Source organism: Acinetobacter sp. YH12219 (genome assembly GCF_013417875.1).
In the GTDB taxonomy this organism is placed as follows: Bacteria; Pseudomonadota; Gammaproteobacteria; order Pseudomonadales; family Moraxellaceae; genus Acinetobacter; species Acinetobacter amyesii.
Genome location: NZ_VPDC01000004.1, coordinates 89,791 through 114,194, shown reverse-complemented (window position 1 = coordinate 114,194; position 24,404 = coordinate 89,791). Strand labels below are relative to the sequence as shown.

Below are 24,404 nucleotides of genomic sequence, written 5' to 3'. Positions count from 1 at the left end.
ACAGGTCAGATTAGATCAATAAAGTTCGGATATCTTTGAGCAGCTTCGTCAGCTTATTGGCAAAACGTGCAGCATCCGCACCATTAATTACACGGTGATCGTATGACAATGACAGCGGCAGCATCAAACGTGGATCAAAGCCTTCACCATTCCACACCGGCTGCATAGTTGCAGGTGAAATACCTAAAATCGCCACCTGTGGCCAATTAACCAGCGGTGTAAATGCCGTACCACCAATTGAACCCAGACTGGTAATGGTAAAGTTCGCACCTTGTAGATCTTTCGGCGACAGTTTTTTGTCACGTGCTTTTTGACTCAGTTCACCCAGCTCAATTGCAATCTGCTTAATCGATTTTTGATCTGGATTACGCAGTACAGGCACGGTCAAACCATCAGGCGTTGCCACGGCAATCCCCATATGGATTTCATTGCGTAGCAATACTGACTTGCCATCATCAGACAAATGACCTGCAAATTCACGTTCTTCTTTCAACAAATAAGCCACTGCTTTGATGATGAAAGCCATAATGGTTAAGCCAATACCTTCTTTCTTAAAGTTAGCTTTTAAATCATTACGCCAAGCTTCAAGATCAGTAATATCCGCTGCATCGAACTGCGTCACTTGCGGGATAAAATTGTTTAAAGACAATTGCGGAATCGACACTTGTTGTAAACGTGTCAAAACTTTCTCTTCGACACCACCAAAAGCATCAAAGCTTGGCAATTTCGGCAAGCCTGAAACCTGTGCCACAGCTTGAGCTGCAGGTGCCGCTTGCGGAGTAGTCAAACGGGTTTTTACATAAGCGAATAAATCTTCTTTCATTAAACGCTCATGCGGGCCAGATGCTTTGACTTCTGCCAAAACCACACCCAATTCACGTGCAAGCTTACGAACGGCCGGTCCTGCATACACTTTGGCATTGGCAGCATTTTGCTCTTTGGTGAGTTTATCTGCGCCTTGTGATTGTGGAGCTGCTTCAACTTTGCTTTCAGCTTTAGGTGCAACTGTCGCAGGCTGTGCTACAGCTGGTGCAGGTTTCGCTGCTTGTGCGGGTGCTGCAACAGCTTGACCTTCGGCTTCTATCGTCACCAAAGCGACGCCTTCAGAGACACTTTGCCCTAACTGAACATGAATCGCGGTGATTTTACCAGCAGTAGAGCTTGGCACTTCTACCGTTGCTTTGTCTGATTCCACCACGATGATGCTTTGGTCTTTTTCAACCACATCACCCACAGCGACTAAAATTTCAGCCACCGCTGCTTTATCAACACCTAAGTCAGGCACTGCAATTTCTACAGGTCCAGACGCTGTAGCCGTAGACGGCGCTGGTGTTGCTTCTGCGACAACGGGTGCAGCAACAGGCTGTGCAGTTTCTTGCACTGGAGCCGATTCAACCGCAGCAGATGAAGCCGCCGTTTTTACCGTTAAAATCACTACACCTTCTTTCACTACATCGCCAGCACTGATCGTGATCGATTCAACACGGCCTGATACAGTACTTGGGACTTCGACTGTCGCTTTGTCTGATTCCACCACGATAATGCTTTGATCAACATCAATCTCATCACCAACAGAGACCAAAATCTCACTCACCGTAGCTTTCTCTACGCCAATATCAGGGACTTGCACATCGATACTTTGCGACAGAGGAGCATTGGCTGCAACAGGTGCTGCTGCAGCTTGTTCTGCTTCCACAACCGGAGTTGGTTCTGCTGCTTGGTCTTCAGTTGCATTTTGTACTGGCTCAGCTGTAGCAGCACTTTGACCTTCTGCTTCCAACTCGATCAGCACAGCACCTTCAGCAACACTGTCACCCAGATTAACTGCAATGCTTTTCACCACGCCTGCCGAAGTGCTTGGCACTTCAACAGAGGCTTTATCAGACTCTAACAACACAATGCTGTCATCGACGCTAATGGTGTCGCCGACTTTCACTAAAATCTCAGCGACCGTTGCTTTATCTACACCAATATCAGGAGTCGTAATTTGCATGATTAGTTCTCCTCTTTGTAGTCAGCCACAGCATGCAGTTCCGGCGTTTCCTGCGGAGCCCATGCCACTGGACGGTCAGTATCTAGTTCAAAGCTTGAGATGGCATCTTTAACTAAACGTGCATCAACTTCGCCTTCATCCGCGAGTTTTTTCAATGTTGCTACCACAATATGTGCGGCATCGACACCAAAATAGCTACGTAAGTTGCCACGTGTATCTGAACGACCATAACCATCTGTACCTAATGCAACGAATGGACGATTGTCTGGAAGATAAGCACGGATTTGTTCGCTATATGCACGCATGTGATCGGTTGCCGACACCACAATACCGTCTTTTTCACGAAGTAATTGAGAGACCCAAGCTTCTTTCGTATCTTCAGCTAACGGATGTAAGCGGTTGTATTCTTCACACGCCATACCATCACGAGCTAATTCGTTAAAGCTAGTGACGCTCCACACGTTTGAATGAATTTGATATTCATCACGAAGGATTTTCGCTGCTTTAATCACTTCGCGCAGAATCACACCTGAACCCATCAACTGAACCGTTGCTTTCTCATCTTCTTCGAAGAGATACATACCACGTTTAATGCCTTCTTCAGCACCTTCAGGAATAGCTGGGTGTTCGTAGTTTTCATTCATTACTGTTAAGTAATAGAACACGCGCTCTTGGTTCACGTACATACGTTTTAAACCATCATGTACGATCACTGCCAGCTCATAACCAAAACATGGGTCATAAGAGATACAGTTTGGAATCGTATTTGCCAAGATATGTGAATGACCATCTTGGTGCTGTAAACCTTCACCGTTCAGTGTTGTACGACCCGCAGTTGCACCGAGCAAGAAACCTTGCGCCTGCGCATCACCTGCAGCCCATGCAATATCACCAATACGTTGGAAACCGAACATCGAGTAGTACATATACATCGGAATCATTGGCAAGTTATTGGTCGAATAACTGGTCCCTAACGCAGCCCAAGCACTCATCGCACCTGCTTCGTTAATCCCTTCTTGTAACATGTGACCATCTTTGGCTTCACGGTAATGCATCAACTGTTCTTGGTCTTCAGGGGTATATTTTTGACCATGCGCAGCATAGATCCCCAACTGACGGAACATACCTTCCAAACCGAAAGTACGCGCTTCATCTGGCACAATTGGTACGACACGATCTTTAATGGCTTTTTCTTTCAATAATGATGAAATCAAACGTACCATCAACATGGTCGTCGATTGCTCTTTACCGCCACTGCCTTTGAGTACCGCATCAAACACAGACAATTCAGGAATCGCCAGCTGCTCGCTTTCTTTACGACGTGCAGGTAAATAACCACCCAATGCCTCACGACGTGCTTTCATGTATTTAATTTCAGGTGAATTTTCACTTGGACGGTAGAATGGCACTTCTTCAAGCTGTTCATCGGTAAATGGCAAGTTGAAACGGTTACGCACGTATTTCAACGACTCAAGCTGCATTTTCTTGATTTGATGCGTCTTATTGACTGCTTCAATCTCTTCCGACAAACCATAACCTTTGACTGTTTTTGCCAAGATAACTGTTGGCTGACCCGTTTCCTTCATCGCTTCGGCATAAGCCGCATACACTTTGAATGGGTCATGACCACCACGGTTCAGGTTATCAATATCTTCATCGCTTAAGTTGCGCACCAACTCTTCAGCTTCAGGATACTTACCAAAGAAATGTGCACGCGTATACGCACCGCCTTTCACTTGATAGCGTTGGAAGTCACCATCGACCGCTTCTTCCATCACCGCTTTTAAGGCACCTGAATCATCTTTTGCCAGTAGCGGATCCCAATGACGACCCCATACCACTTTAATTACCCGCCAGCCTGCACCACGGAACAATGATTCAAGTTCTTGAATAATTTTACCGTTACCACGAACTGGGCCATCTAGACGCTGTAAGTTACAGTTCACGACCCAAATTAGGTTGTCGAGCTTTTCACGACCTGCAAGTGAAATGGCACCTGTACTTTCAGGTTCATCCATTTCACCATCACCGAGGTAAGCCCAAACTTTACGATTTTCTTCTTTGATCAGGCCACGGTTCATCAAGTACTTTTGGATGTGTGCTTGATAGATCGACATGATCGGGCCTAGACCCATCGATACGGTTGGGAACTGCCAATAATCTGGCATCAAATATGGATGTGGGTATGAAGGCAAACCTTTACCGCCAACTTCACGACGGAAATTATTTAAGTGTTCTTCAGTCAAACGACCTTCTAAGAACGAACGTGCATAGATACCCGGTGCACAGTGACCTTGATAATAGATCATGTCACCGCCAAAGCTATCGCTATTGGCACGGAAGAAGTGGTTAAAGCCCACGTCATATAAAGTTGCAGATGATGCAAAACTTGCCAAGTGACCACCTAAGTCATCACCAGTTTTATTGGCACGCAGTACCATCGCTAAGGCATTCCAGCGGATCAGCGCACGAATACGGCGCTCCATATCCGAATCACCCGGCATAGGCGGTTGTTCTTCAACTGAAATGGTATTTAAGTAAGGAGTATTTAGTCGCTGAATGGGAACGTGCTTAGCAATCGCTTGTTGATAGAGTTTTTCAAGCAAAAATGCAGCGCGGTCAGTTCCCATGTGCTGTAAAACTGAATCAAATGCGTCCTGCCATTCTTGGGTTTCTTGCGCATCTGTATCGCCATAAAACGCCATACTTCACCTATCCTATGTGCTAAATATATGGCTCTATTAGTACCATATTTTGGCTAGGCTCAGTTATCGCCACAAATGAATACGAAATAGCTCTGTTATTTATTTACTAAATACTCATTGATTAACAATTACACAAATTTACATTTTTGGGTCAATTTTCGCCATTTTTCATACAGACAATATTTTTTAAAATGATAATTTTATAGTTATTAGCGATAAATAAAAAAGCCATTGTCTGTAGAGGTTCAGACAATGGCTTCGTATATAGATGTTATATGTGCTTATGGTAACATCGCTAAATACGTTGATGGGTTTTTACGTTGACCATCTTTCACTACTTCGTAATGTAAATGTGGGCCAGTACAACGACCAGTACAACCAACGTTAGCAATATGCTCACCCGCAGCAACACGGTCGCCTACACGTACAATTAAGCGTGATGCATGTGCATAACGTGTCAGGTAACCGTTACCATGGTTAATTTCAACATATTGACCATAACCTGTGCCCCAGCCTGACTTTGTTACAATGCCTGGACCCGTTGCATAAATAGGTGTGCCACTAGCCGCAGAAAGATCTAAACCTGAATGATTTTCTGCACGGCCACCCATGGTACGGCCACCATAGTTCGAACTCACGCGCTTCATGTCTGGAAGTGGATGGGCAATTAACCATGAATATGGATTATTTGAACTTGCTGAATAGTTTTTAGAGGAATTGCTTGAACCGTATTTTTTTGCGATTGTCGCATTGTTGAGTTCAATTGATTTTTCACGAATTTGAACATTCAACTTTGTTTCTGCTGGAATATCAATATCATTGCTTTCAGAGTAAGCACCTTGAGACAAAGTGCGAGTTAACTGTTCAATACGATCTGATGATGAATCTGCTTGATTTAATTCAACTAAATCTGCAAAAGCGACTGAAGCGGCCGAAGCTGCCAATGAAAACGCCAATAAAATACGTCGTAAATGCATAAAAAACCTCTATAAACTGTTCTCTTTTGTTCCTTGTGTGATTTCGTCCTTGATATCAGCCAAAAGGAGCGCATAAGATTAAGACATAAACATGTAGGAAATATGTATGTCAGAACCTGTCAACGTCTTTCAACCAACAAGAAAACACATAAAAACAGGAAACTTGTCGTTTCTCTCAACGCAAGTTGCTGTATGGCAGAAACTTACGAAAATTGTTCAACCGCTATTGCCCCAACCGGATCAATGGCAAGTTGTTTGTTATATAAATGGTGTACTTATATTAACTGGAGAAAATCAGGCACTGATTAGTCAGTTGGCCTATTTGCAAAAGCAATATATTGCACAATTATCACAAATATACGAATTCAAGGATTTGCACAAGATTCAAGTCCGTCTGAGAACTCCGTCTCCAACGCCCCATTCCCCTGAAAAAATTTCAAGAACCCTCAGTACAGAAACTCAGGATTTACTCCGTAATGCTGCTGACTTTGTGAGCGACCCTAAGCTTAGCCAAGCAATGCTGCGTTTGGCAAGCAATAAAAAGTAACCACCCAGTTGTAACAGACAAATTTGAATGCTCAGAATGTGACAGACTTAACACTTACAAATGATACAATATAACATCACCATTATAAGACAATGACTTATGTCACATTCACATAACTAATTGGGCAATCATTAATGTCATCAAATGTTACAATTTCATAGCTATCTGGATCACTTTTGACATTGCGTAATAAATGATTATTTAATGCATGACCTGACTTATAGGCATCATATTTCGCAATAATTTGATGACCGAGCAAGTATAAATCACCCACAGCATCTAATATTTTGTGACGAACAAACTCATCCGAGAAGCGTAAGCCCTCTTCATTGACCACACCATTGTCATCTACACCAATGGCATTTTCAAGACTCGCCCCTAAAGCCAAATTATTAGCTTTTAGGTAGTCCAAATCTTTCATAAAGCCAAAAGTCCGCGCTTCACTAACTTCATAGACAAATGTTTCGGTTGAAAAGTCGATTGTTGCCGACTGAAATTCTTTCTTAAATGCAGGATGGTCAAAATCAATCGTAAAATTTAATTGGAAACCGTCATGGGGTTGGAAGGCAGCACGTTTATCATCGATCAGTGCTTCGACAGGTTTGCGTATTTTTATGAATTTTTTAGGTGCATTTTGTTCTTGTAGTTCACCTTGCATAAGCAAATAAATGAACGGGCCGGCACTCCCATCCATAATGGGTACTTCAGACGCCGACACTTCCACGATCAGGTTATCAATCCCTAATCCAGCAATCGCACTCATAATGTGCTCAATTGTGCCCACCTTGGCATTTTCTTGCACCAAGTTAGAACACATGAATGCTTCTTGAATCAGCATAGCATCGGCTGGAATATCAATCGGTGGATTTAAGTCGATACGACGAAACACAATCCCCCCATCGGCATGATGTGGCACAAAGTTAATCATCACTTTTTGCCCACTATGCAGTCCGATGCCACTCGCTTTCACGATGCGTTTCAGGGTACGTTGTTTCAACATGTGTCTTCTATCATCAGTTCACAAAACCGCTATACGTTAGCATATTTAGCCATTGATAAAAAACAAAAAGGTAGCTGATCAGCTACCTTTTGTAATCAACAGACATTTAAGTCATTGAATTTATTTTATTTACGTTGTTGATTTTTCAAATAGTCTTGAATACTCATTGGCGTAGGGCGTGAATTGGATGCTGACGCCGCTGCTGCAGCCGGAGCAGCTGCTTCATTGTGCTGACGTTGAATCGCTGGCACATCATCTTCATCTACAGGTACTTGTGCAGAAGCGACTGTACGCGTTGCTTGTGCGACAGGGCGTTTCACTGGCTCAGCAGAATCGGCAGAATTACGAGTTAAACCCGTTGCGATCACCGTTACGCTAATTTCATCACGTGCATCTGGATCAAATACCGTACCGTAGAACACTTGACCTTCATCAAGATCGACAATTTGGTTCACCACATCAGTGATTTCTTCAATTTCACCGAAGGTTACATCATCGCCACCTGTAACATTAATCAAAATGCCTTTTGCATTCATGATGGTCACGTTATCTAACAACGGGCTACGGATCGCTTGCTCAGCAGCTTGACGCGCACGGTTTTCACCACGACCAGAACCTGCACCCATCATTGCGTAACCACGTGTACTCATGGCAGTTTTCAAATCGGCGAAGTCAAGGTTGATATGACCCGGACGTACCACCAAATCAAAGATACTACGCACCGCATTTAACAATACATCGTCTGCTTTTTTGTAAGCATCTTTCATTGAAATATCGCGGAATACTTTAAGTAGACGTTGGTTCGGAATAATAATCAGAGAATCAACATGTTGCTCAAGTGCTTCAATACCTTTCTCAGCAGATTGCTGACGACGTTTACCTTCAAAGTTAAACGGAGTCGTCACCACACCTACCGTTAAGATACCCATTTCTTTGGCAATTTCAGCAACAACTGGCGCAGCACCGGTACCTGTACCACCACCCATACCTGCAGTCACGAACACCATGTCCGTACCTTCAAGGTGTTGGCGAATCAACTCACGGCTTTCTTCAGCAGCAGTTTGACCCACTTGTGGATTTGCACCTGCACCCAAACCACGCGTACTTTGCTCGCCGAGTTGGATTTTAAATTGTGCATTCATGCGGTCGAGTGCTTGTTTGTCTGTATTGGCACAAACAAATTTTACACCCTCGATATCTGATTCCAACATGTGTTGCACAGCGTTACCGCCAGCACCACCTACACCGAATACTGTGAAACGGGCTTGACCGTTGCTGTCGCTTTGATCATCTTCTAAAAATTCAAATGAGGCCATGCCTAAAAAATTCCTAATCCATAATTGGCAGACACTTCAGCCCGTATACTGCCTTGATCTTAATAAAAATTGTTTTTTAGAATGCTGTCCAAGTTCCAGCTTGTCAAGTACAAGCAATAATCCGTACAACTTCCCAACAATATTCCCAAATATTTCAACTTAAAAGATCGACTTCAAGGTGTCATTGAAGCCCGACCATGCACGTTTTACCCGATTCAATACTGAAAGTTTTTCCGTATCTTCTGGCTCAACGATCGTATCTTGTGTTTCACTTTGACTGAAAATTAACAGACCTGCGGCAGTCGCGTATTGTGAACGACGTAAAGCGGCTTGCTGTTGATCATCAGCATACACTTGCATAGGTGGATTACCTAAATGTGCAGAAACACCTAACATCCGACGCGCAAATGTCACCATCCCTTCAATTTGGCAGGCATCACCTGTGAGTACAACACCATGGTATAAACCATGAATCGCACCATGATCCACCAACTCATTACGCACTTGATTAAAGATTTCTTCATAGCGCGCAATAATGATTTCGGTCAGTTCAATACGGCTAATGGTTTGTGGACCATCAATACCTTGGAATTGAATCATACTTTCAGGTTTAACCACTTTCAGGTCAACACAACCATACAACAGCTTAATACGTTCAGCTTCTTCTGTTGTGGTTTGCAATACAGCAGCAATATCACGCGTTACATGCTCACCGCCACGTTGCAAAGTGTGTGTCATCGCCAAGCGACCATCTAAATACACCGCAATATTGGTCGTACCAGCACCAATATCAACCAAGCACACACCATATTCTTTTTCATCTTTAAGCAAACTGGCTTCAGCAGTTGCTAATGATGAAATGACCATGCGTTCAACACCAATATTGGCACCTTTTAATGCACGATCCAAATTCTGCATGGTGCTGATTGGCAACATCATCAAATGATAATGTCCTGTCATACTCCGTGCTGACATGCGAATCGGGTTTAACACCCATTCAGGTTCATCATCTAGTTCAAAACCTAAAGGTACAGCACTCACCAAATAATGGTCAGACGTTAAATGACTGGCTTTGGCCAGTTCTAAAGCACGCACCACTTCATTGGTGGTAATCGCATGGTCATTATTTTCAATTGGAGTACGACCAGAGGCATAAAAACTTTTTAGTTCAGCACTGGGAATGGAAATCCACGCAGAATGTACACGACATTCCGCCATATCTTCCGCTTCCTGCACTGCATTTTTAATTGCGGTAACAACTTTATCGAGACTGACAATTTTCCCTTTATTCATGCCGCGGTTACGAGCGGTCGCCATCCCTACCACTTGGATATTGTCTGGCGCGTGTACCTTACCAATCAAAACTGAAACTTTGTGTGTCCCAATGTCAATCGCAACAACCGAGGGAACAGCTTCATTCATTATTTACTACTACCATTCACATGTTTGTTTAATTTATGGCTTAAAGCCTCTACTTATAAAGCCGATCATTATGGCTTTACAGGCGCTGCATTCGCAATGCCTATGTCATCACTGGTTACAACAAACTGACCATTTACCGACTTTGCTGGCACAGAGTTTTTCCATTGAATCGCTAAACCATTTCGGTAGCGCAAATCGATGGCAGAAATTCGTGGCCAAACAGGTTTTAAGTCACTGTGTGCGAGATAACTTAAACGCTGCAACTTACTCATGGTCTGATCTTGATCGACAATCACGCGTAAGCCTGAATCAAACTGCATAAACCAAGTCATTCGTTCGGTTAAATATAATTCTTTTAAACGAATGCCAACAGGTATAAATAGTTGATTAATTTCATTATAGCGACGCATCATCATTTTGGACTGACTCGTCGGCCCATGCAATAACGGTAAATTCTGATGATTGGTCGGAGTTAATTCAGCAAATACATCACCACTGTCGCTTAACAGTCGCCCAGTTCCCCAACGTGCAATCGCTTGACGCGGCATCACCCGTACACGAATTGCATTCGGCCATGCACGCGATACCACCACGCGATCGACCCAAGAGATTTCTAAAGTACGGTCACGAATGACACGTAAATCAGAGGTAAAATAGTTTTCAGTCATCATCGGTGAAACGTATGACATGACTTGTTGTTTTTCTTGGGCGCTCCGCACACCCACCACATCAAGTTCAGCCACACGTGCATCCGTCATGACTTTATATAGCCCCCAAATCCCAGCAATCAAGACCACACATGCAATAAACAACAACAGCCATCCACCCACATTGGTAAGCTTTTCCTTACGTGTCGGTGGTTTGTCATGTATCGATGTCGTTGCTGCACGTTTACGGCGCATAGACGCAGGAAGTTGAGCCATAATTTAGTGTGCCGCACCTGTTAGGGTTTGTTCCAAAATCGCGACACAAAGATCATCAAAACTATAACCTACGGCATTGGCCGCTTTTGGCACTAGAGAATGACTGGTCATACCCGGAACAGTATTTACCTCAAGTAACCAGAAGTTTCCTTCTGCATCCTGCATCGCGTCAATACGGCCCCAACCACTCGCACCTACCGCTTGGAAAGCGCGTAAAGATAAAGCTTGTAGACGCTTTTCTTCATCTTCAGTCAAGCCACATGGAATACCATATTGCACATCGTTACGGTTATATTTCGCTTCGTAATCGTAAAAAGCCACATCTGCAGGCGGTTCTAAACGAATCACCGGTAATGCCTGACCATTTAAAATCACAATGGTAAATTCACGTCCGGTAATCCATTTTTCAGCCATCACAACTGCATCATGCTGGGTCGCTTTTGCAATTGCGGTTGCAAAGTCTTCAATTTTTTCAACTTTGCTCATACCAATGCTTGAGCCTTCATGCACCGGCTTAATGATAAATGGCAAACCAATTGAATCTACAATTTCTTGTAAATCTGAATCTTTGCTGACAATACGATAAGGTGCTGTCGGTAGTTCTGAACCTTGCCAAACTTGTTTAGTTTTGACTTTATCCATACCAATCGCTGAGCCTTGAACGCCCGTTCCAGTGTACGGAATGTTTAACCATTCCAAAGTACCCTGAATTTGACCATCTTCACCACCACGGCCATGAAGTACGATAAATGCACGGTCATAAGCCACCAACTCAGTCACACTGCGTTGCTGCGGATCAAATGCTTCGGCATTTACACCCGAACGCACCAATGCTTCAAGTACAGCTTTACCACTATCGAGAGAAACCTCACGTTCGGCAGATTTCCCACCTAATAACACGGCAACTTTGCCGAATTTTGAAGCATTTGACACGTTTATATCCTTAAACTTTTATCTACGGTCTAAACAAACTTTGGATCACCAAGCGATGATCATTTTACATAGAGATTGTTTTGAGCAAGTTCGATTGAGATTGCTCCAACATTACCTGCGCCCTGTGTTAATAACAAGTCATTTGCTTGTAACACTTTTTTCATTACTGCTTGTAAGTTGCCTTCTACTGGATCGATGAGAATCGGCTCAACCTCACCACGGAGACGAATGCTTCGAGCCAACGCACGACTATCCGCACCCACAATTGGTTTTTCACCTGCAGGATAAACTTCTAATAACAACAGTTGATCGACTTGAGACAAGACATCAACGAAGTCATCAAAACAGTCACGCGTACGGCTAAAACGATGTGGCTGGAACATCATCACCAAACGACGATCTGGATGACTTGCACGTGCTGCTTTAATGGTCGCTTCCACTTCTTTTGGATGGTGACCATAGTCATCGACCAATTTCACCAAGCCATCTTCAACTTCAAATTCGCCTTGTACTTGGAAACGACGACCTACGCCACTGAAGCTTTCTAAGGCACGCGCAATCGCAGCATCAGAAACGCCTTCATCCGTTGCAATACCAATTGCTGCCAAGGCATTTAAGATGTTATGAAGACCCGGCAAGTTAATGGTTAAACGTAACGGCTCACGGTCTTTACGCAAAACTGTAAAGTGTGATTGCATGCCTTCTTGAGCCACATCAACGGCACGAATGTCGTTGTCTTCATTGAAACCATACGTCACGACAGGACGACCAATACGCGGCATAATTTCACGGATGTTGGCATCATCACCACACATCACAGCTAAACCGTAAAATGGAAGGCGCTGTAAGAATTGTACGAAGGTATCTTTCAATACATCGAAGCTACCGCCATAGGTATCCATATGGTCAGCATCGATATTAGTGACAATCGTTGCCATCGGCTGTAAGTGTAGGAATGACGCATCTGACTCGTCCGCTTCTGCCACGATATAACGACTTGCACCCAATGCAGCATTTACACCGGTACGATTTAACAAACCACCAATGACATAAGTTGGATCCAGATTTTCTTCTGCCAACATGCAGGTCACAAGACTGGTTGTCGTGGTTTTACCATGCGTCCCAGCAACGGCAATACCATGACGGTAACGCATTAATTCACCCAACATTTCTGCACGACGTACAACAGGTGTACGGGTTTCAATCGCCGCTTTCACTTCTGGGTTTTCAGAATCAATGGCTGTTGATACCACGATTACATTGGCGCCTTGAATATTTTCAGCAGCATGACCGATGAAAACTTGAATGCCGTTTTCTTCAAGCTGAGCCGTAGTTTTCGACGCTTTAATATCTGAACCTGAAACTTTATAGCCTTGGTTTTTCAATACTTCGGCAATACCGCACATGCCCGCACCACCAATCCCAATAAAATGGATGTGTTTAATACGGCGCATTTCTGGCACTTTAATGAGCTTTTTCGCTTGATCGGCAGGCGTTGATGGAGACATAGATTACTCGAATTTTACAAATCTTGAATTAAACCAACCACGTGCTGTGTCGCATCGGGTTGTGCCTGTTGTCGAGCCTTAACCGCCATTTCCATAAGTCGTTGGCGATTCATCAGCGGCTTCAACAACGCTGTTAAACTTTCTGCGGTCATGTCCGCTTGTGGGCAAATTTTTGCAGCATTGATATTGGCCAAGAACCCTGCATTTGCAGTTTGATGGTCATCCACTGCACTTGGCAGAGGAACAAACACGGCTGCTACACCCGCTGTCGCAATTTCAGTGACGGTTAGTGCACCAGCACGACAGATAATCAAATCCGCTGCAGAATAGGCTGCTGCCATATCTTCAATAAACGGCTGAACTTCAACTTGTATATGTTCAGGTGCGTTTGCATAACGAGCCAATGTGCTTTCAGCATTATTTTGACCACACTGATGATATACACTGAGGGGCTGTTCTAATTGCTGCAAAGCAGCCGGCACACATTCATTTAAGGCACGTGCGCCCAGTGAGCCACCTACAATTAAAACCCGTAATGGCAACCCAGCTTTTTCACGCTCTTGGTAACGCCATGACGGATTTAAAATTTCTGTAATTTCCTTCCGTACAGGATTGCCTGTGGTCACGATTTTATCTTGAGCTGGAAAAGTATTTGGAAATGCCTGACACACCGTTTTCGCCACACGCGATAATTGCGTATTGGTAAACCCAGCCACAGCATTTTGTTCATGGATAATGACTGGTATGCCCAATGCACGAGCTGCCAAGCCACCTGGCCCAGCCACGTAACCCCCAAAGCCTGCAACTGCATCAACTTTGAGTTGTTTCATATAACGCATGGCACTCAAAGTAGCTTTGAGAATTTTAAACGGTGCCATCAGCTTACGCACGACTCCATTGCCGCGTACGCCTTGGATATCAATTTGATAAATTGGAATATTATGATTTTTAAGCAGGCGATTTTCCATGCCTGTTGGCGTTGCGAGCCAAGAAACTTTACAGCCTTGTTGTTGCAACTCTTTGGCAACAGCGAGCGCTGGAAAGACGTGACCACCGGTTCCGGCAGCCATCATCATGACATGTTTCGGCTTTACTTGCGTTACTTCGGTCACTGTCTAATTCTTCAATTCTAAAAAGAGGCTAATGATATTCGATTTTAAGCAAACAATTGTAATCACAAACGCATGACCGTGAAAGGTAATTTACTTTTTTTCAACAGGCGTATGATTGTTTTTTTCTACTATTTTAAAAGTTTAAACTAGTTTTATTATTAATCTATGAGAATTGAAAAAAAATCAGACAATTTTTCACTTTAATTGCATTCACTTACAGTTTTTTTGCTTTTTAAGCTCCCCTCCCCTTAGCGCAGGCCAAAAAAAGAGCCCGTGAAGGACTCTTTTAAATCTAGTGCAAAATTAAGCTTTTAAACCTGCCTCAAGGACATCAAATAAATCATCGGCAATCGAGGTGCCAAATTGCGCATCAATTTCACGTACGCAGGTTGGACTGGTGACATTAATTTCAGTCACGTAATTACCAATCACATCCAGACCAACAAACACTAACCCTTTTTCACGAAGGAATGGCCCAACTTTGGCTGCAATGGCTTTATCATTTTCGGTCAATGGACGCGCCTCGCCCAAACCACCTGCCGCCAAGTTGCCACGCACTTCGCCATTTTGCGGAATACGCGCCAAACAATACGGTACGGGTTCGCCATTGATCATCAAGATGCGCTTGTCGCCATCCACAATTTCTGGGATGTAACGCTGCGCCATAATCGGCTGTGTGCCGTTATTGGTCAGGATTTCAATGGTTGAACCAATATTAACGCCATCTTGGTATAAACGGAAAATGCCCATACCGCCCATGCCGTCTAATGGCTTCACAATCACATCGCCGTGTTCTTGCAAAAATTCACGAATCAGGCTTTGCTGCGAGGTCACTAAGGTCGGTACTTGAAGTTCAGGGAATTGCGTCGCAAACAATTTTTCATTGCAGTCACGTAGGCTTTGTGGCTTGTTAATAATCCATGCGCCTTCGCGTTCAGCCTGTTCCAAAATATAGGTGGTGTAGACAAAGTTCATATCAAACGGCGGATCTTTACGCATCAAAACCACGTCATAAGCTGCAATTGATTCTTTTTGTTTTTCGCCGAGTTCGTAATAGTGGTTGTAGTCTTCAAAAACTTTTAGCGGTGAAATCAAACCAAAGGCTTTGCCTTGATCGATATATAAATCTTGCTGTAATGCATAGCCTAGCTCATGTCCACGGCGTGCTGCTGCCCATAGCATCGCCATTGAGGTATCTTTTTTTAGGTTTACATTTTCGATGGGATCCATCACAACAAGTACACGCATTATTCAGTGCTCTGTTCATTATTAATTTATGAATGAGTATAGCCGAGATTTTTCTTTTGTTTATTCTGATTTTGCATGTGTATGTATGGATTCGTGTGATGCAGGCGATAATTCAAAACATTTCTATCATCGGCTTTATCTTAATAATGGAAATAAGCCATGAAAGCATTATGGCGTTAGGCCTGTGTAAATCGACGCCAAGCAATTGAGACAGATATTCATCACATCTACATCTCGCCCATCATTATTTTTGGTGAAAAAACACGTGCTTTTTATTTTTTTTAGCTATTGTGTTAATTATTGTAAATAAAGAAATAGAATTAATTAATGATCAACATTGAGCAGATGGCTATCATTCTTGATGCTTTGCCAGACCCTGCTTTTGTCATATCGCGTAGTGGAAAATACGTTGCGGTTTTTGGTGGGCGCGATAATCGCTATTACCACGATGGTTCCGGTCTTGTTGGTACCTATATTTCAGATGTGATCAAGCCAGATAAAGCCAACTTTTTTATGCAACTGATCGACCAAGCTCTAGCGTCAGGAAATCTACTCATCGAAGAGTACGAATTGAGCAATAGGGATGTAAATGGTCTGCCCGATTATGGTCCTGAAGAGCCCATTTGGTTTGAAGTGCGCATCCAAGCCCTTAGTTTTTCGGTAGATGAAGAAGACGTTGTACTTTGGGTCGCAAGTAATATTTCAGCGCGTCACGACTTGGAAATCAAGCTGAAAGAACTCAGCCATACAGATCAGTTAACTGGTCTTTTCAACCGAAGAAAATTAGAGCATGACTTAGCATTACATTATGAGCCATACCTACGGCATTCCATACAGACCTCGATCTTGATAACCTCAAAAAAATCAACGACAGCAAAGGCCATCATGTCGGTGATGAGGCAATCCGAGCAGTCGCAGATATTCTTCGTTTAACGCTGCGCAAGACCGATTGCGCCTGCCGCTTAGGTGGAGATGAATTTGTAGTCGCATTACCCAACACGGGCTGCGAGCAGGCCATCCAGTTTGCCAAACGGATTCATGAACATTCCAGAAAAGAATTAAGTCGTTTTTCAATAGATAACGCGCATGTCACCGTGAGCATAGGAGTTACAACCATCATGCCTGAAGATTGTACCTACGAAGATACAATTAAGCGTGCTGATCTAGCGCTGTATAAAGCCAAACATGGCGGGAAAAATAGAATTGTCGCGGCGTAAGCGTGCGGCAGAAATAAACCAAATTTCACAGTCTATTTAGCAATTTGATATTCAAGCCGTTGTGATTGCTCAGCATGAGCTCTCTCCCCTTTTCAACATAAGTTCAGTTTAGATAGGTGTCCGATATGCAGCAAGCCATTGTTGATTTTGCCTTGGATGATGAAAATCATTGGTATGCTATTTTAGCTTGTGGCCATACACAGCATGTCCGGCATGATCCGCCTTGGCAAAACCGTCCTTGGGTTATCACTGAGCAAGGACGGAACGAAAAGTTAGGGGTAATGTTGGAATGTAAGAAGTGTGATGAAGAGAGTTTCGTATAAGAGATTTTATGTTAAATAGCCCCTTAGTCTGGGGCTATTTTTTTGAAATTTTGTATAAGCTGTATTATGTTAATTTTAGAAGAACTATAAAGTGTAAAAAAAAATCTTATTTTTTTGAGTTTGTTACATCACGGGCGATAGCAACACTTCCTTGAACATGACCATCATTATCTTTAATTAAAGAAAAACTCATTTCTACATAGAGTCTTTTATCTATATCTTTATGAAGTGCTTTCGTTAAAGTTGGTTTGCCCGATAGTCTAAGATTTCCATTTTGGATAGCAATGTTAAAACCATGCCAATGAGCTTTACGAGCACGTTCAGGAATTATGATATCAAGGCTTTGTCCAAGTGCTTCATCTTTGGAAAATCCAAATAATTGGCTAGCCGCATCATTCCAACGTTGAATATTACCGTGATTATCAGCATAAATTAATGCATCACTAGTTTGCTCTATAATGAATTCGGCAAGTTCCTTATGACTCATTTTATAACTCCTTTTAATGAAAACTTTTCTTTCTGGTTGATTGCACAGTAGCCCCATTTAGAGTAGTTAGGAATACTAGATGTTCTATTACTACTATCAAAAATAAGGCTATCTTAAAAATAAGTTATTTAACTAATGTTTAAATGTATTTTGAATACATCTTTGTGTTTTTTTTAATATAATACTTCTACTAACTAATGTTCCATTCCCTCAGGGTTAGTATTTTTTAAGTAAAAGTTGGCGCAAAACGACACCAGTTAGTTCATTTCGGTGGGCTAGCTGTTTTTATAAAAATTTTATTTTCCATTATTTTACCTAAAATAAAAAAAGACAGCTTATCCTATCCCTTGAGTATCAGCGATCCAATCACCAAGTGCGGTACCAAGTGTTTGAGAGAACACAATGGTTAGCCATTAAAAAACTTCACTTTTAGGCGATTGGATATAATGTACAGAAATTGATCCACTGCTGTAGTACAAAGATGACAAAGAGATAATCAATAAACTTAATAAAATTAATAAAATTAAACTACCACCCAGATATACGAAATAAAAAAGGGAGTTTATAACTCCCTTTTTTTATTGATGATTTTTACGTTCATTTAGCATTGCTTCACGTAGAATTTTGTTCATACGTGTTTGATAGCCTTTACCTTGTGATTTCAACCATGCGAGTACATCAGCATCTAGACGAACTGAAGTCTGTTGCTTCACTGGACGATAAAATTGCCCATGACGAACTGCATTACTCCAGTCGGTGATTTCGGGAATATCAGACAGGTCTAATTGATTATCAGACACAGTTCCCTTAGCAAGCAAGCGTTTAATTTCAGCATCTTGCTTGTCACTGAAGTTTTCATTCAGCTCTTCGCGTGTATATCTAACCATGCTCATATTGATTGCGCTCCGCTTTGGTTACTTGTCTTGCACTAATGATTCGTATGATTTCACAGTCATCTTCATCAAAGATGGTATGAGCAACTAATAACATCAGTACTCCTTTGACCTTACCAATGGTTTGCCAACGCTCTTCCCCATTGGTATGTCTGTCTTGGATTGAGATCCGTAGAGGATCTTCAAATATAAGGCTTGCAGTTTCAAAAGAGATATCATGCTTTTTCTGATTCTTTCGATTCTTAGCCTCATCCCATTCGAAATACTGTTCCATAAAAAACATTCAAATTTGTATATACAATAATGTATCACAAAATTGTATCACTCAAGCTGAAAAGCGTAATTTTTAGTCAGATTTATTGGCAAGAACTATCAAAACTGTTCATAAAAAAACCGACTTGTTTCCAAGTCGGTTGAACGAGAACGTTCCAGAGGGTATGAATAACGATAAGATACTGATCTTAAAGTAATATTAAAAATACGTTTCGTATAACCTCTATTATGTTAAATGGGGAACTATTTAGTTAGTTTTTGAGGTGATGGAGCAGAGTTCCATGTACCTAATAAGCGCCAAATTGCACTATCTATCTCTTGCCATTTGTCCCAATTATTTAAATTCGTTTCCCACTGAACCCATATACCGCCATATTTATTGGGCTCATAACTCTCTCCTCTAATTTGAACAAATCGATTATCTACCGTATTTTCTAAAGCAACTACATCCAATAAAACACCAGCAACATCCTGTTCTTTGGATTTCCCATAACAACCATAGAAATTATCAGCCACTTTTTTTGGGTAACAAGTCAGACCATATTTTTCAAATTTTGAATTTTTCTTAAAAAATTCTTTCCTTTGTAAAAATGTCTTATATGTGTCTAATTTCTCAGCTCGCATATCTATGGTAAGACCTTCGATCCTGACTCTCACTTGGTCATCATGATCAGGTAAATAGCCATCTGTTGCTTGAAAATCTAAATTGCTTAATTTTAAATCAAACTGTAATTGTCGATTCGAATCAGGCATCGGCAAACTGTCAGCTTCTTGTTGTGCAATAGGTTCAAATTTTTCAGGTGTATAATCAATTGGAAATTGACCTAAATAGTGTTCTCGTGCAGGTCTATAAAACTCATAATCAAATTGATCAGGTATATGTTCTCGTCTCAGTCCAAGTTTCGCTTTAACTATCAATTGTGGATTCTGTTTCCATGTCACTAGATCTCCTTCCTGAGGAATATATGATTTTTCTTTAGGTGTACATCCTATAAGAAAAACCAAACATAAAGAGACCATTACTTTGTGCTGCATTATTTTTTCTCTTTAATAGAGTTTATTTTTTAAATCTGAATCAGTTTAGTTTCTCTAAAATTAACATAATACACGTTATACGAAGTCAAAAAATGGGAGCTATAAGCTCCCATTTTTAGTCTTTAATGCGCTTTTTAGCTTCGTCATAAACTATGCTATCAGCTCGTTTCCCGACTGTGATGAGCAAGATAACTACCTGATCATCTTTAACTTGATAGACAAGTCTGACACCAGCTTTTAATAATTTAATTTTATAGCAACCTGCAAGATCGCCTCTCAGCATATTCTTTGGAATATGTGGCTGCTCTATGACTTTGGCTAGTTTCTTCTTAAATTGATCCCGTATAGCAACAGGGAGTTTTTCCCATTCTGCTGTAAAGTCCTTGTGACGTAAAAGCTTATAAGTCATCTAATGTGACTTCCTCAAACATCTCTTTAGGGTCATTAATGCGCTTACGGACAAGAGCTAACAATTCTTCATCTTCTTCTGAAAGCAAAGCTTTTTTGACAGGTAGTTTCCCAGTCGTAGCAACATACTCAAGAATACTAGTAAAGAAATCTGTAGGTGCAATACCTTGTTCTTTAAGGATGGAATAGGATTTTTCTTTAAGGGCTTCATCGACCCTGAAGTTAACAGTAGCCATCATATCTCCCAGTTATTTAATGTACTAGGAGTACTGTAATGCAAATTGCATTACAAGTCGACTTCGTATAACCGCCATTATGTTAAATCGCATATAAAAAAATTTGACATAAATTAAATTTTATACAATTATATTGCACACAATATATTATTTAAAGGTAATTAAAATGAGTAATCTTTATTCTACCCAAGTTAAAGCAATCGGTGGACGTTCAGGGAATATTCGTAGTGAAGATGGTATCTTAGAACTAAAATTAGCTTTGCCAAAAGAATTAGGTGGTCGAGGTGATGCAACGAATCCTGAGCAATTATTTGCAGCTGGCTATGCTGCATGCTTTGGAAATGCCGTGATCCATGTAACTCGTAGCAATAAAGAACATAAAATCCGTGATAACGATGTAGAAGTCCTGAGTACTGTTGGCATGGTTGCTAATGGCAATGGTGGATTTTCCTTAACAGTACACTTAGATGTCACTCTTTCAGGTATTTCACAAGCTGATGCAGAGAAGATCGTGGAACAAACGCATCAAGTATGTCCTTATTCCAACGCTATTCGAGGTAATATACAGGTATCGACCACTGTCTATACCAAATAAAAAGCTATGTCCAAGAATCAGCTTTGCCTAGATGAGCAACTATGTTTTCCTATTTATGCTGCATCTAATTTAATCGTAAAAGCTTATCGCCCTTTTCTTACACCTCTCGGACTCACTTATCCTCAATATTTAGTGATGTTGGTTTTATGGGAAAAAGAATGTGTAAGTGTGGGTGATCTTGGACAAATTTTACACCTGGATAGTGGGACACTAACGCCCTTACTAAAAAGAATGGAAAAGTCTGAACTTATTAATCGATCACGTGATCCTAATGATGAAAGAAGAGTCCTTATTTCATTAAAAGAAAAGGGTCGAGAGCTACGAGCTGCCGCAGAAATGATTCCTAAAGAGCTGACTCAAAGTATTCAACTTGAAAATTTAAATAAACTAAAAGAAGAATTAAAGTCATTGGTTAAAGTGTTATCAGAGAAAATTTAAGAAATCTTATTATCTGGTGATATGAGTCACTATGATTCTGAAAATTAATTAATTTTTCTAAAATTAACATAATACACGTTATACGAAATTCTTTAAATTTTCTATAAGTATCAATACTTTAACTAAAGCCGTTTCAGTAAATAGCGCACTGAGACGGCTTTTTATTGATTCTTCACGTTTAACGCCTACTTTTTAAGCAATATTTCACGTTTTTTGTTAGTTAGATGCAACAATCATCATTTAAAGACGTAAAAAAGGCAGCTTCAGCTGCCTTTTGAAATCCCGAAAAATTAGATGCCGTATTTAACACGGTACGCTTCCATTTTCGCCAAGGCTTCAGTTTCGCCTTTTGCATCTAAGAAAGTCATTAAATCTTTCATAGTGATTAAAGCATGAACTGGAATTTCCAGCTCTTTTTGCACTTCTTGAATCGCAGACAAATCGCCCTGACCTTTTTCTTGACGGTCTAGCGCCACCAATACGCCCGCAATTTGTGCACCGGCATTTTTCAGAATAGTTACTACTTCACGAATCGCTGTACCCGCAGTGATCACATCATCAATGATCCAGACTTTTTTACCTTCAACAGACGCACCAACCAATACACCGCCTTCGCCATGGTCTTTCGCTTCTTTACGGTTAAAGCCCCAAGGTACGCTCACACCATGGTTTTGTGACAGTGCGACAGCCGTAGCTGCTACAAATGGAATACCTTTATAAGCTGGGCCAAAGACCACTTCCACGTTATCGCATTCTGTTAATTTTACTGCATAGCCAGAAGCCAGCAATGATAAGGCTTCACCATCGTTTAGTAGACCTGCATTAAAAAAATAAGGACTCACACGACCCGATTTTAAAGTAAACTCACCAAATTTAAGCACACCACGTGATAATGCGAGTTCGATAAAAGCTTGTGGATTAAATGCCGCTTGCGCTGTCATGAGGTGCTCCATTTTTTTAAGTTTGAGGTTAAACCTGAGCATGATACCAAAGAGTAGCTATCCAAGTGATCAAAAAATTTTACGTGTCGTTTCAATTAATGTGAATGGTCTGCGTTCCGCTGAAAAAAAAGGTATTTTTGACTGGATGGCAACTTCAGATGCCGATGTCATCTGCATGCAAGAAAGCCGCATTACCCATGAACAATGGACCGATAAATTTAAACCCGAAGGTTGGTTTACACACCTTTTCCCTGCAGAACGTCCAGGCTACGCAGGTACAGCGATTTATAGCCGCATACCCTTTGTTTCGGTGACAGATGGTTTAGGTTTTGAATTGGCAGACACTCAAGGCCGCTTTATTTCTGCTGAGTTCGATTTAGGACTTGGACAAACTGCGCATATTTGCTCGCTCTACCTGCCTTCAGGTTCATCGGGTGATGAAGCTCAGGCGCGCAAAGACCTATTTTTAGGCGAATATCAACAAATTTTGAAGCAATGGCGTGCTGAAAATAAGTCAGTGATTGTTTGCGGTGACTACAACATCGTACACAAACGTATCGATATTAAAAATTGGTCTGGGAACCAAAAGGCTTCGGGCTGCTTACCGCATGAACGTGCATGGCTCGATCATATTTATGATGAACTTGGCTATGTCGACACCTTCCGTGAGGTTCGCAAAGAAGCAGAGCTTTACTCTTGGTGGTCTAACCGCGGACAAGCACGTGCCAAAAATGTGGGTTGGCGTATCGACTACCATGCATGTTCACCAGACTGGAAGGAACGTACAGTCAATGCTTGGATATTTAAAGATGAATGGTTTAGCGACCACGCCCCTGTCATTATTGATTATAAAATTTAAGCTGCCAACAATTAATTGAGTGAACGATTGTTTACTCAATTAGAGGTTATTTCTCACATTACATGACGAATTTGTGGATTTATCTCATAACTTGAACATAGCATTATGGTCGCACGGCAAAGGGACATGTCAGGATGACACAAAAGGATTGGACGCCGAAGGAAGTATAAAAACAAACTAAATGATTTAGCTTGTGTTCAAGGATGTGACAATGGACGTTGGACTGAGACCCGCATGATCAGGATGATTAAATGCGGGTTTTCTCTTATCTGGCCCTTGCATCTCTAGACTCAAAACATCCCCCAAATAAAACAGCTAAAAATTCGAACTGCACAGCAATTTCTTATTCTCGCTTTATTTCTACTTCTGACTGTGCAACCTTAGGCTGAATTTTCTTGTTATGGCATCGCTTTCTTTTCTGATTCGTTTTGTGCTGTAGGCTATTCTAAAAGACCAAAATGTCGTTTTGATGACAATGCCTAATATTTACAGCATGCGACTTGTACAGCAAAACATTTATTTCTCAATCCACATCACGATCGGGCTTTGAGCATTGATGAATTAGCCTGTAGGATAATGCTGAATTGTATTTTTTATCTTATTGTTTTGAATAATTGAGGACACCTGTTCATGCTTAAAATTTATGGCATCAAAAACTGTAATACCATGAAAAAAGCTTTCGACTTGCTCAACGAATTAGGCCTGACCTACGAATTTCATGACTATAAAAAACAAGCGATTGATGCTGAAACCGTGAAAAAATGGCTCGATGCCAAAGGTGCTGATGTGATTCTCAACAAAAAAGGCACCACATGGAAAAAACTCAGTGAAGAAGAGCAACAAGCAGCCTTAGCCAGTGAAGAAAATTTGATTCAGTGTTTAACAGCGCATAGCAGCATGATTAAACGCCCTGTACTCGATACAGGTAGCGATTTATTGGTTGGCTTTGATGAAAACGCTTACCGTGCATTGAAATAAATTTTTTCATCACACTCATGCACTGCCCTTGTTCCAT

General features: G+C 41.6%; 26 protein-coding genes and 1 pseudogene. 8 read left to right on the top strand and 19 right to left on the bottom strand.

Going from position 1 to position 24,404, the window contains the following annotated elements; all coding sequences use genetic code 11:
* Positions 1–10 precede the first annotated feature (10 nt).
* The 3 genes from FTV04_RS03960 to FTV04_RS03950 form a co-directional block, all read right to left on the bottom strand.
* Positions 11–1,993, bottom strand: a complete 1,983-nt coding sequence (locus FTV04_RS03960) for a 2-oxo acid dehydrogenase subunit E2 (RefSeq protein WP_180088732.1) — start codon at positions 1,991–1,993, stop codon at positions 11–13.
* A 2-nt stretch (positions 1,994–1,995) separates the two neighbouring features.
* Positions 1,996–4,698 (bottom strand): pyruvate dehydrogenase (acetyl-transferring), homodimeric type, encoded by a 2,703-nt coding sequence (gene aceE / locus FTV04_RS03955; RefSeq protein WP_180022342.1) that lies wholly within the window; start codon positions 4,696–4,698, stop codon positions 1,996–1,998.
* Positions 4,699–4,979: 281 nt separating this feature from the next.
* Positions 4,980–5,675, bottom strand: coding sequence for a M23 family metallopeptidase (locus FTV04_RS03950; protein ID WP_180088730.1), 696 nt, complete (start codon positions 5,673–5,675; stop codon positions 4,980–4,982).
* Between the two features lie 106 nt (positions 5,676–5,781).
* Here FTV04_RS03950 and FTV04_RS03945 point away from each other — a divergent pair, with 106 nt between their 5' ends.
* On the top strand, positions 5,782–6,222 hold the full coding sequence (locus tag FTV04_RS03945; protein WP_168379402.1) for a DciA family protein: 441 nt from the start codon (positions 5,782–5,784) through the stop codon (positions 6,220–6,222).
* 97 nt (positions 6,223–6,319) lie between these two features.
* On the opposite strand, the gene lpxC is transcribed toward FTV04_RS03945, so the two are convergent.
* From lpxC to gshB, 8 genes are all read right to left on the bottom strand, one after another.
* On the bottom strand, positions 6,320–7,222 hold the full coding sequence (lpxC, locus tag FTV04_RS03940; protein WP_180088728.1) for a UDP-3-O-acyl-N-acetylglucosamine deacetylase: 903 nt from the start codon (positions 7,220–7,222) through the stop codon (positions 6,320–6,322).
* Positions 7,223–7,347: 125 nt separating this feature from the next.
* The gene (gene ftsZ, locus FTV04_RS03935) at positions 7,348–8,538 is read right to left on the bottom strand and encodes a cell division protein FtsZ (RefSeq protein ID WP_078193216.1); all 1,191 of its coding nucleotides are present in this window, start codon (positions 8,536–8,538) and stop codon (positions 7,348–7,350) included.
* A gap of 159 nt (positions 8,539–8,697) precedes the next feature.
* Positions 8,698–9,960: a cell division protein FtsA gene (gene ftsA, locus FTV04_RS03930; RefSeq protein ID WP_111884462.1), complete on the bottom strand. Its 1,263-nt coding sequence runs from the start codon at positions 9,958–9,960 to the stop codon at positions 8,698–8,700.
* Between the two features lie 68 nt (positions 9,961–10,028).
* On the bottom strand, positions 10,029–10,883 hold the full coding sequence (locus tag FTV04_RS03925; RefSeq protein WP_180008770.1) for a cell division protein FtsQ/DivIB: 855 nt from the start codon (positions 10,881–10,883) through the stop codon (positions 10,029–10,031).
* 3 nt (positions 10,884–10,886) lie between these two features.
* Positions 10,887–11,816 carry a D-alanine--D-alanine ligase gene (locus FTV04_RS03920; RefSeq protein ID WP_078193219.1) on the bottom strand — a complete coding sequence of 310 codons (930 nt, stop codon included), beginning with the start codon at positions 11,814–11,816 and terminating at the stop codon, positions 10,887–10,889.
* 59 nt (positions 11,817–11,875) lie between these two features.
* Entirely contained in the window at positions 11,876–13,324 is a 1,449-nt protein-coding gene (murC, locus tag FTV04_RS03915; RefSeq protein ID WP_078190576.1) for a UDP-N-acetylmuramate--L-alanine ligase, read from the bottom strand.
* 14 nt (positions 13,325–13,338) lie between these two features.
* Positions 13,339–14,436 (bottom strand): undecaprenyldiphospho-muramoylpentapeptide beta-N-acetylglucosaminyltransferase, encoded by a 1,098-nt coding sequence (gene murG / locus FTV04_RS03910; protein WP_180088726.1) that lies wholly within the window; start codon positions 14,434–14,436, stop codon positions 13,339–13,341.
* Positions 14,437–14,739: 303 nt separating this feature from the next.
* A complete protein-coding gene (gene gshB / locus FTV04_RS03905; RefSeq protein WP_078190578.1) occupies positions 14,740–15,684 on the bottom strand; it encodes a glutathione synthase in 945 nt (314 codons plus the stop codon).
* A gap of 327 nt (positions 15,685–16,011) precedes the next feature.
* On the opposite strand from gshB, the gene FTV04_RS03900 reads away from it, so the two are divergent.
* The 3 genes from FTV04_RS03900 to FTV04_RS03895 all read left to right on the top strand — a co-directional run bounded on the left by FTV04_RS03900 (position 16,012) and on the right by FTV04_RS03895 (position 17,224).
* The gene (locus FTV04_RS03900) at positions 16,012–16,617 is read left to right on the top strand and encodes a sensor domain-containing diguanylate cyclase (RefSeq protein ID WP_306669635.1); all 606 of its coding nucleotides are present in this window, start codon (positions 16,012–16,014) and stop codon (positions 16,615–16,617) included.
* On the top strand, positions 16,500–16,901 hold the full coding sequence (locus tag FTV04_RS16940) for a GGDEF domain-containing protein (RefSeq protein ID WP_373688114.1): 402 nt from the start codon (positions 16,500–16,502) through the stop codon (positions 16,899–16,901). The genes FTV04_RS03900 and FTV04_RS16940 overlap by 118 nt, the downstream gene beginning before the upstream one ends.
* Positions 16,902–17,026: 125 nt before the next feature.
* Entirely contained in the window at positions 17,027–17,224 is a 198-nt protein-coding gene (locus tag FTV04_RS03895) for a DUF3565 domain-containing protein (protein WP_180054181.1), read from the top strand.
* A gap of 106 nt (positions 17,225–17,330) precedes the next feature.
* Here FTV04_RS03895 and FTV04_RS03890 read toward each other — a convergent pair whose 3' ends face one another.
* From FTV04_RS03890 to FTV04_RS03865, 7 genes and pseudogenes are all read right to left on the bottom strand, one after another.
* Positions 17,331–17,711, bottom strand: coding sequence for a PAS domain S-box protein (locus FTV04_RS03890; RefSeq protein ID WP_107010194.1), 381 nt, complete (start codon positions 17,709–17,711; stop codon positions 17,331–17,333).
* A 338-nt stretch (positions 17,712–18,049) separates the two neighbouring features.
* Positions 18,050–18,253 (bottom strand): annotated as a pseudogene (locus FTV04_RS16760) (hypothetical protein); the annotation flags it as partial.
* Between the two features lie 36 nt (positions 18,254–18,289).
* The gene (locus FTV04_RS03885; RefSeq protein WP_107010193.1) at positions 18,290–18,604 is read right to left on the bottom strand and encodes a BrnA antitoxin family protein; all 315 of its coding nucleotides are present in this window, start codon (positions 18,602–18,604) and stop codon (positions 18,290–18,292) included.
* Positions 18,591–18,878, bottom strand: coding sequence for a BrnT family toxin (locus FTV04_RS03880; protein ID WP_107010192.1), 288 nt, complete (start codon positions 18,876–18,878; stop codon positions 18,591–18,593). Before FTV04_RS03880 ends, FTV04_RS03885 begins: the two co-directional genes overlap by 14 nt.
* A gap of 242 nt (positions 18,879–19,120) precedes the next feature.
* Positions 19,121–19,912 (bottom strand): hypothetical protein, encoded by a 792-nt coding sequence (locus FTV04_RS03875; RefSeq protein ID WP_005166851.1) that lies wholly within the window; start codon positions 19,910–19,912, stop codon positions 19,121–19,123.
* Between the two features lie 115 nt (positions 19,913–20,027).
* A complete protein-coding gene (locus tag FTV04_RS03870; protein ID WP_000221358.1) occupies positions 20,028–20,321 on the bottom strand; it encodes a type II toxin-antitoxin system RelE/ParE family toxin in 294 nt (97 codons plus the stop codon).
* On the bottom strand, positions 20,311–20,556 hold the full coding sequence (locus tag FTV04_RS03865) for a type II toxin-antitoxin system RelB/DinJ family antitoxin (RefSeq protein WP_000246756.1): 246 nt from the start codon (positions 20,554–20,556) through the stop codon (positions 20,311–20,313). Before FTV04_RS03865 ends, FTV04_RS03870 begins: the two co-directional genes overlap by 11 nt.
* 166 nt (positions 20,557–20,722) lie before the next feature.
* Here FTV04_RS03865 and FTV04_RS03860 point away from each other — a divergent pair, with 166 nt between their 5' ends.
* Both FTV04_RS03860 and FTV04_RS03855 read left to right on the top strand, forming a co-directional pair.
* Positions 20,723–21,151 carry an organic hydroperoxide resistance protein gene (locus tag FTV04_RS03860; protein WP_005108699.1) on the top strand — a complete coding sequence of 143 codons (429 nt, stop codon included), beginning with the start codon at positions 20,723–20,725 and terminating at the stop codon, positions 21,149–21,151.
* A 6-nt stretch (positions 21,152–21,157) separates the two neighbouring features.
* Positions 21,158–21,589, top strand: a complete 432-nt coding sequence (locus FTV04_RS03855) for a MarR family winged helix-turn-helix transcriptional regulator (protein ID WP_005108698.1) — start codon at positions 21,158–21,160, stop codon at positions 21,587–21,589.
* Positions 21,590–21,879: 290 nt separating this feature from the next.
* On the opposite strand, the gene pyrE is transcribed toward FTV04_RS03855, so the two are convergent.
* Positions 21,880–22,530 carry an orotate phosphoribosyltransferase gene (pyrE, locus tag FTV04_RS03850; RefSeq protein ID WP_180088724.1) on the bottom strand — a complete coding sequence of 217 codons (651 nt, stop codon included), beginning with the start codon at positions 22,528–22,530 and terminating at the stop codon, positions 21,880–21,882.
* A gap of 40 nt (positions 22,531–22,570) precedes the next feature.
* On the opposite strand from pyrE, the gene FTV04_RS03845 reads away from it, so the two are divergent.
* Positions 22,571–23,389, top strand: coding sequence for an exodeoxyribonuclease III (locus FTV04_RS03845; RefSeq protein WP_180088722.1), 819 nt, complete (start codon positions 22,571–22,573; stop codon positions 23,387–23,389).
* Between the two features lie 630 nt (positions 23,390–24,019).
* On the top strand, positions 24,020–24,367 hold the full coding sequence (locus FTV04_RS03840; RefSeq protein WP_180088721.1) for a Spx/MgsR family RNA polymerase-binding regulatory protein: 348 nt from the start codon (positions 24,020–24,022) through the stop codon (positions 24,365–24,367).
* Positions 24,368–24,404: the final 37 nt, after the last annotated feature.

What these genes read in the sequence shown, in the direction of transcription:
- ftsA (WP_111884462.1), bottom strand. Translation starts at nt 9,960, where the DNA reads ATGAATGAAGCTGTTCCCTCGGTTGTTGCGATTGACATTGGGACACAC.
- FTV04_RS03840 (WP_180088721.1), top strand. Translation starts at nt 24,020, where the DNA reads ATGCTTAAAATTTATGGCATCAAAAACTGTAATACCATGAAAAAAGCT.
- FTV04_RS03860 (WP_005108699.1), top strand. Translation starts at nt 20,723, where the DNA reads ATGAGTAATCTTTATTCTACCCAAGTTAAAGCAATCGGTGGACGTTCA.
- ftsZ (WP_078193216.1), bottom strand. Translation starts at nt 8,538, where the DNA reads ATGGCCTCATTTGAATTTTTAGAAGATGATCAAAGCGACAGCAACGGT.
- FTV04_RS03885 (WP_107010193.1), bottom strand. Translation starts at nt 18,604, where the DNA reads ATGAGCATGGTTAGATATACACGCGAAGAGCTGAATGAAAACTTCAGT.
- FTV04_RS03925 (WP_180008770.1), bottom strand. Translation starts at nt 10,883, where the DNA reads ATGGCTCAACTTCCTGCGTCTATGCGCCGTAAACGTGCAGCAACGACA.
- FTV04_RS03950 (WP_180088730.1), bottom strand. Translation starts at nt 5,675, where the DNA reads ATGCATTTACGACGTATTTTATTGGCGTTTTCATTGGCAGCTTCGGCC.
- FTV04_RS03900 (WP_306669635.1), top strand. Translation starts at nt 16,012, where the DNA reads ATGATCAACATTGAGCAGATGGCTATCATTCTTGATGCTTTGCCAGAC.
- FTV04_RS03855 (WP_005108698.1), top strand. Translation starts at nt 21,158, where the DNA reads ATGTCCAAGAATCAGCTTTGCCTAGATGAGCAACTATGTTTTCCTATT.
- FTV04_RS03960 (WP_180088732.1), bottom strand. Translation starts at nt 1,993, where the DNA reads ATGCAAATTACGACTCCTGATATTGGTGTAGATAAAGCAACGGTCGCT.
- FTV04_RS03845 (WP_180088722.1), top strand. Translation starts at nt 22,571, where the DNA reads ATGATACCAAAGAGTAGCTATCCAAGTGATCAAAAAATTTTACGTGTC.
- FTV04_RS03875 (WP_005166851.1), bottom strand. Translation starts at nt 19,912, where the DNA reads ATGCAGCACAAAGTAATGGTCTCTTTATGTTTGGTTTTTCTTATAGGA.
- pyrE (WP_180088724.1), bottom strand. Translation starts at nt 22,530, where the DNA reads ATGACAGCGCAAGCGGCATTTAATCCACAAGCTTTTATCGAACTCGCA.
- FTV04_RS03945 (WP_168379402.1), top strand. Translation starts at nt 5,782, where the DNA reads ATGTCAGAACCTGTCAACGTCTTTCAACCAACAAGAAAACACATAAAA.
- lpxC (WP_180088728.1), bottom strand. Translation starts at nt 7,222, where the DNA reads ATGTTGAAACAACGTACCCTGAAACGCATCGTGAAAGCGAGTGGCATC.
- FTV04_RS03865 (WP_000246756.1), bottom strand. Translation starts at nt 20,556, where the DNA reads ATGGCTACTGTTAACTTCAGGGTCGATGAAGCCCTTAAAGAAAAATCC.
- FTV04_RS03880 (WP_107010192.1), bottom strand. Translation starts at nt 18,878, where the DNA reads ATGGAACAGTATTTCGAATGGGATGAGGCTAAGAATCGAAAGAATCAG.
- murC (WP_078190576.1), bottom strand. Translation starts at nt 13,324, where the DNA reads ATGTCTCCATCAACGCCTGCCGATCAAGCGAAAAAGCTCATTAAAGTG.
- gshB (WP_078190578.1), bottom strand. Translation starts at nt 15,684, where the DNA reads ATGCGTGTACTTGTTGTGATGGATCCCATCGAAAATGTAAACCTAAAA.
- FTV04_RS03890 (WP_107010194.1), bottom strand. Translation starts at nt 17,711, where the DNA reads ATGAGTCATAAGGAACTTGCCGAATTCATTATAGAGCAAACTAGTGAT.
- FTV04_RS03870 (WP_000221358.1), bottom strand. Translation starts at nt 20,321, where the DNA reads ATGACTTATAAGCTTTTACGTCACAAGGACTTTACAGCAGAATGGGAA.
- FTV04_RS03895 (WP_180054181.1), top strand. Translation starts at nt 17,027, where the DNA reads ATGCAGCAAGCCATTGTTGATTTTGCCTTGGATGATGAAAATCATTGG.
- aceE (WP_180022342.1), bottom strand. Translation starts at nt 4,698, where the DNA reads ATGGCGTTTTATGGCGATACAGATGCGCAAGAAACCCAAGAATGGCAG.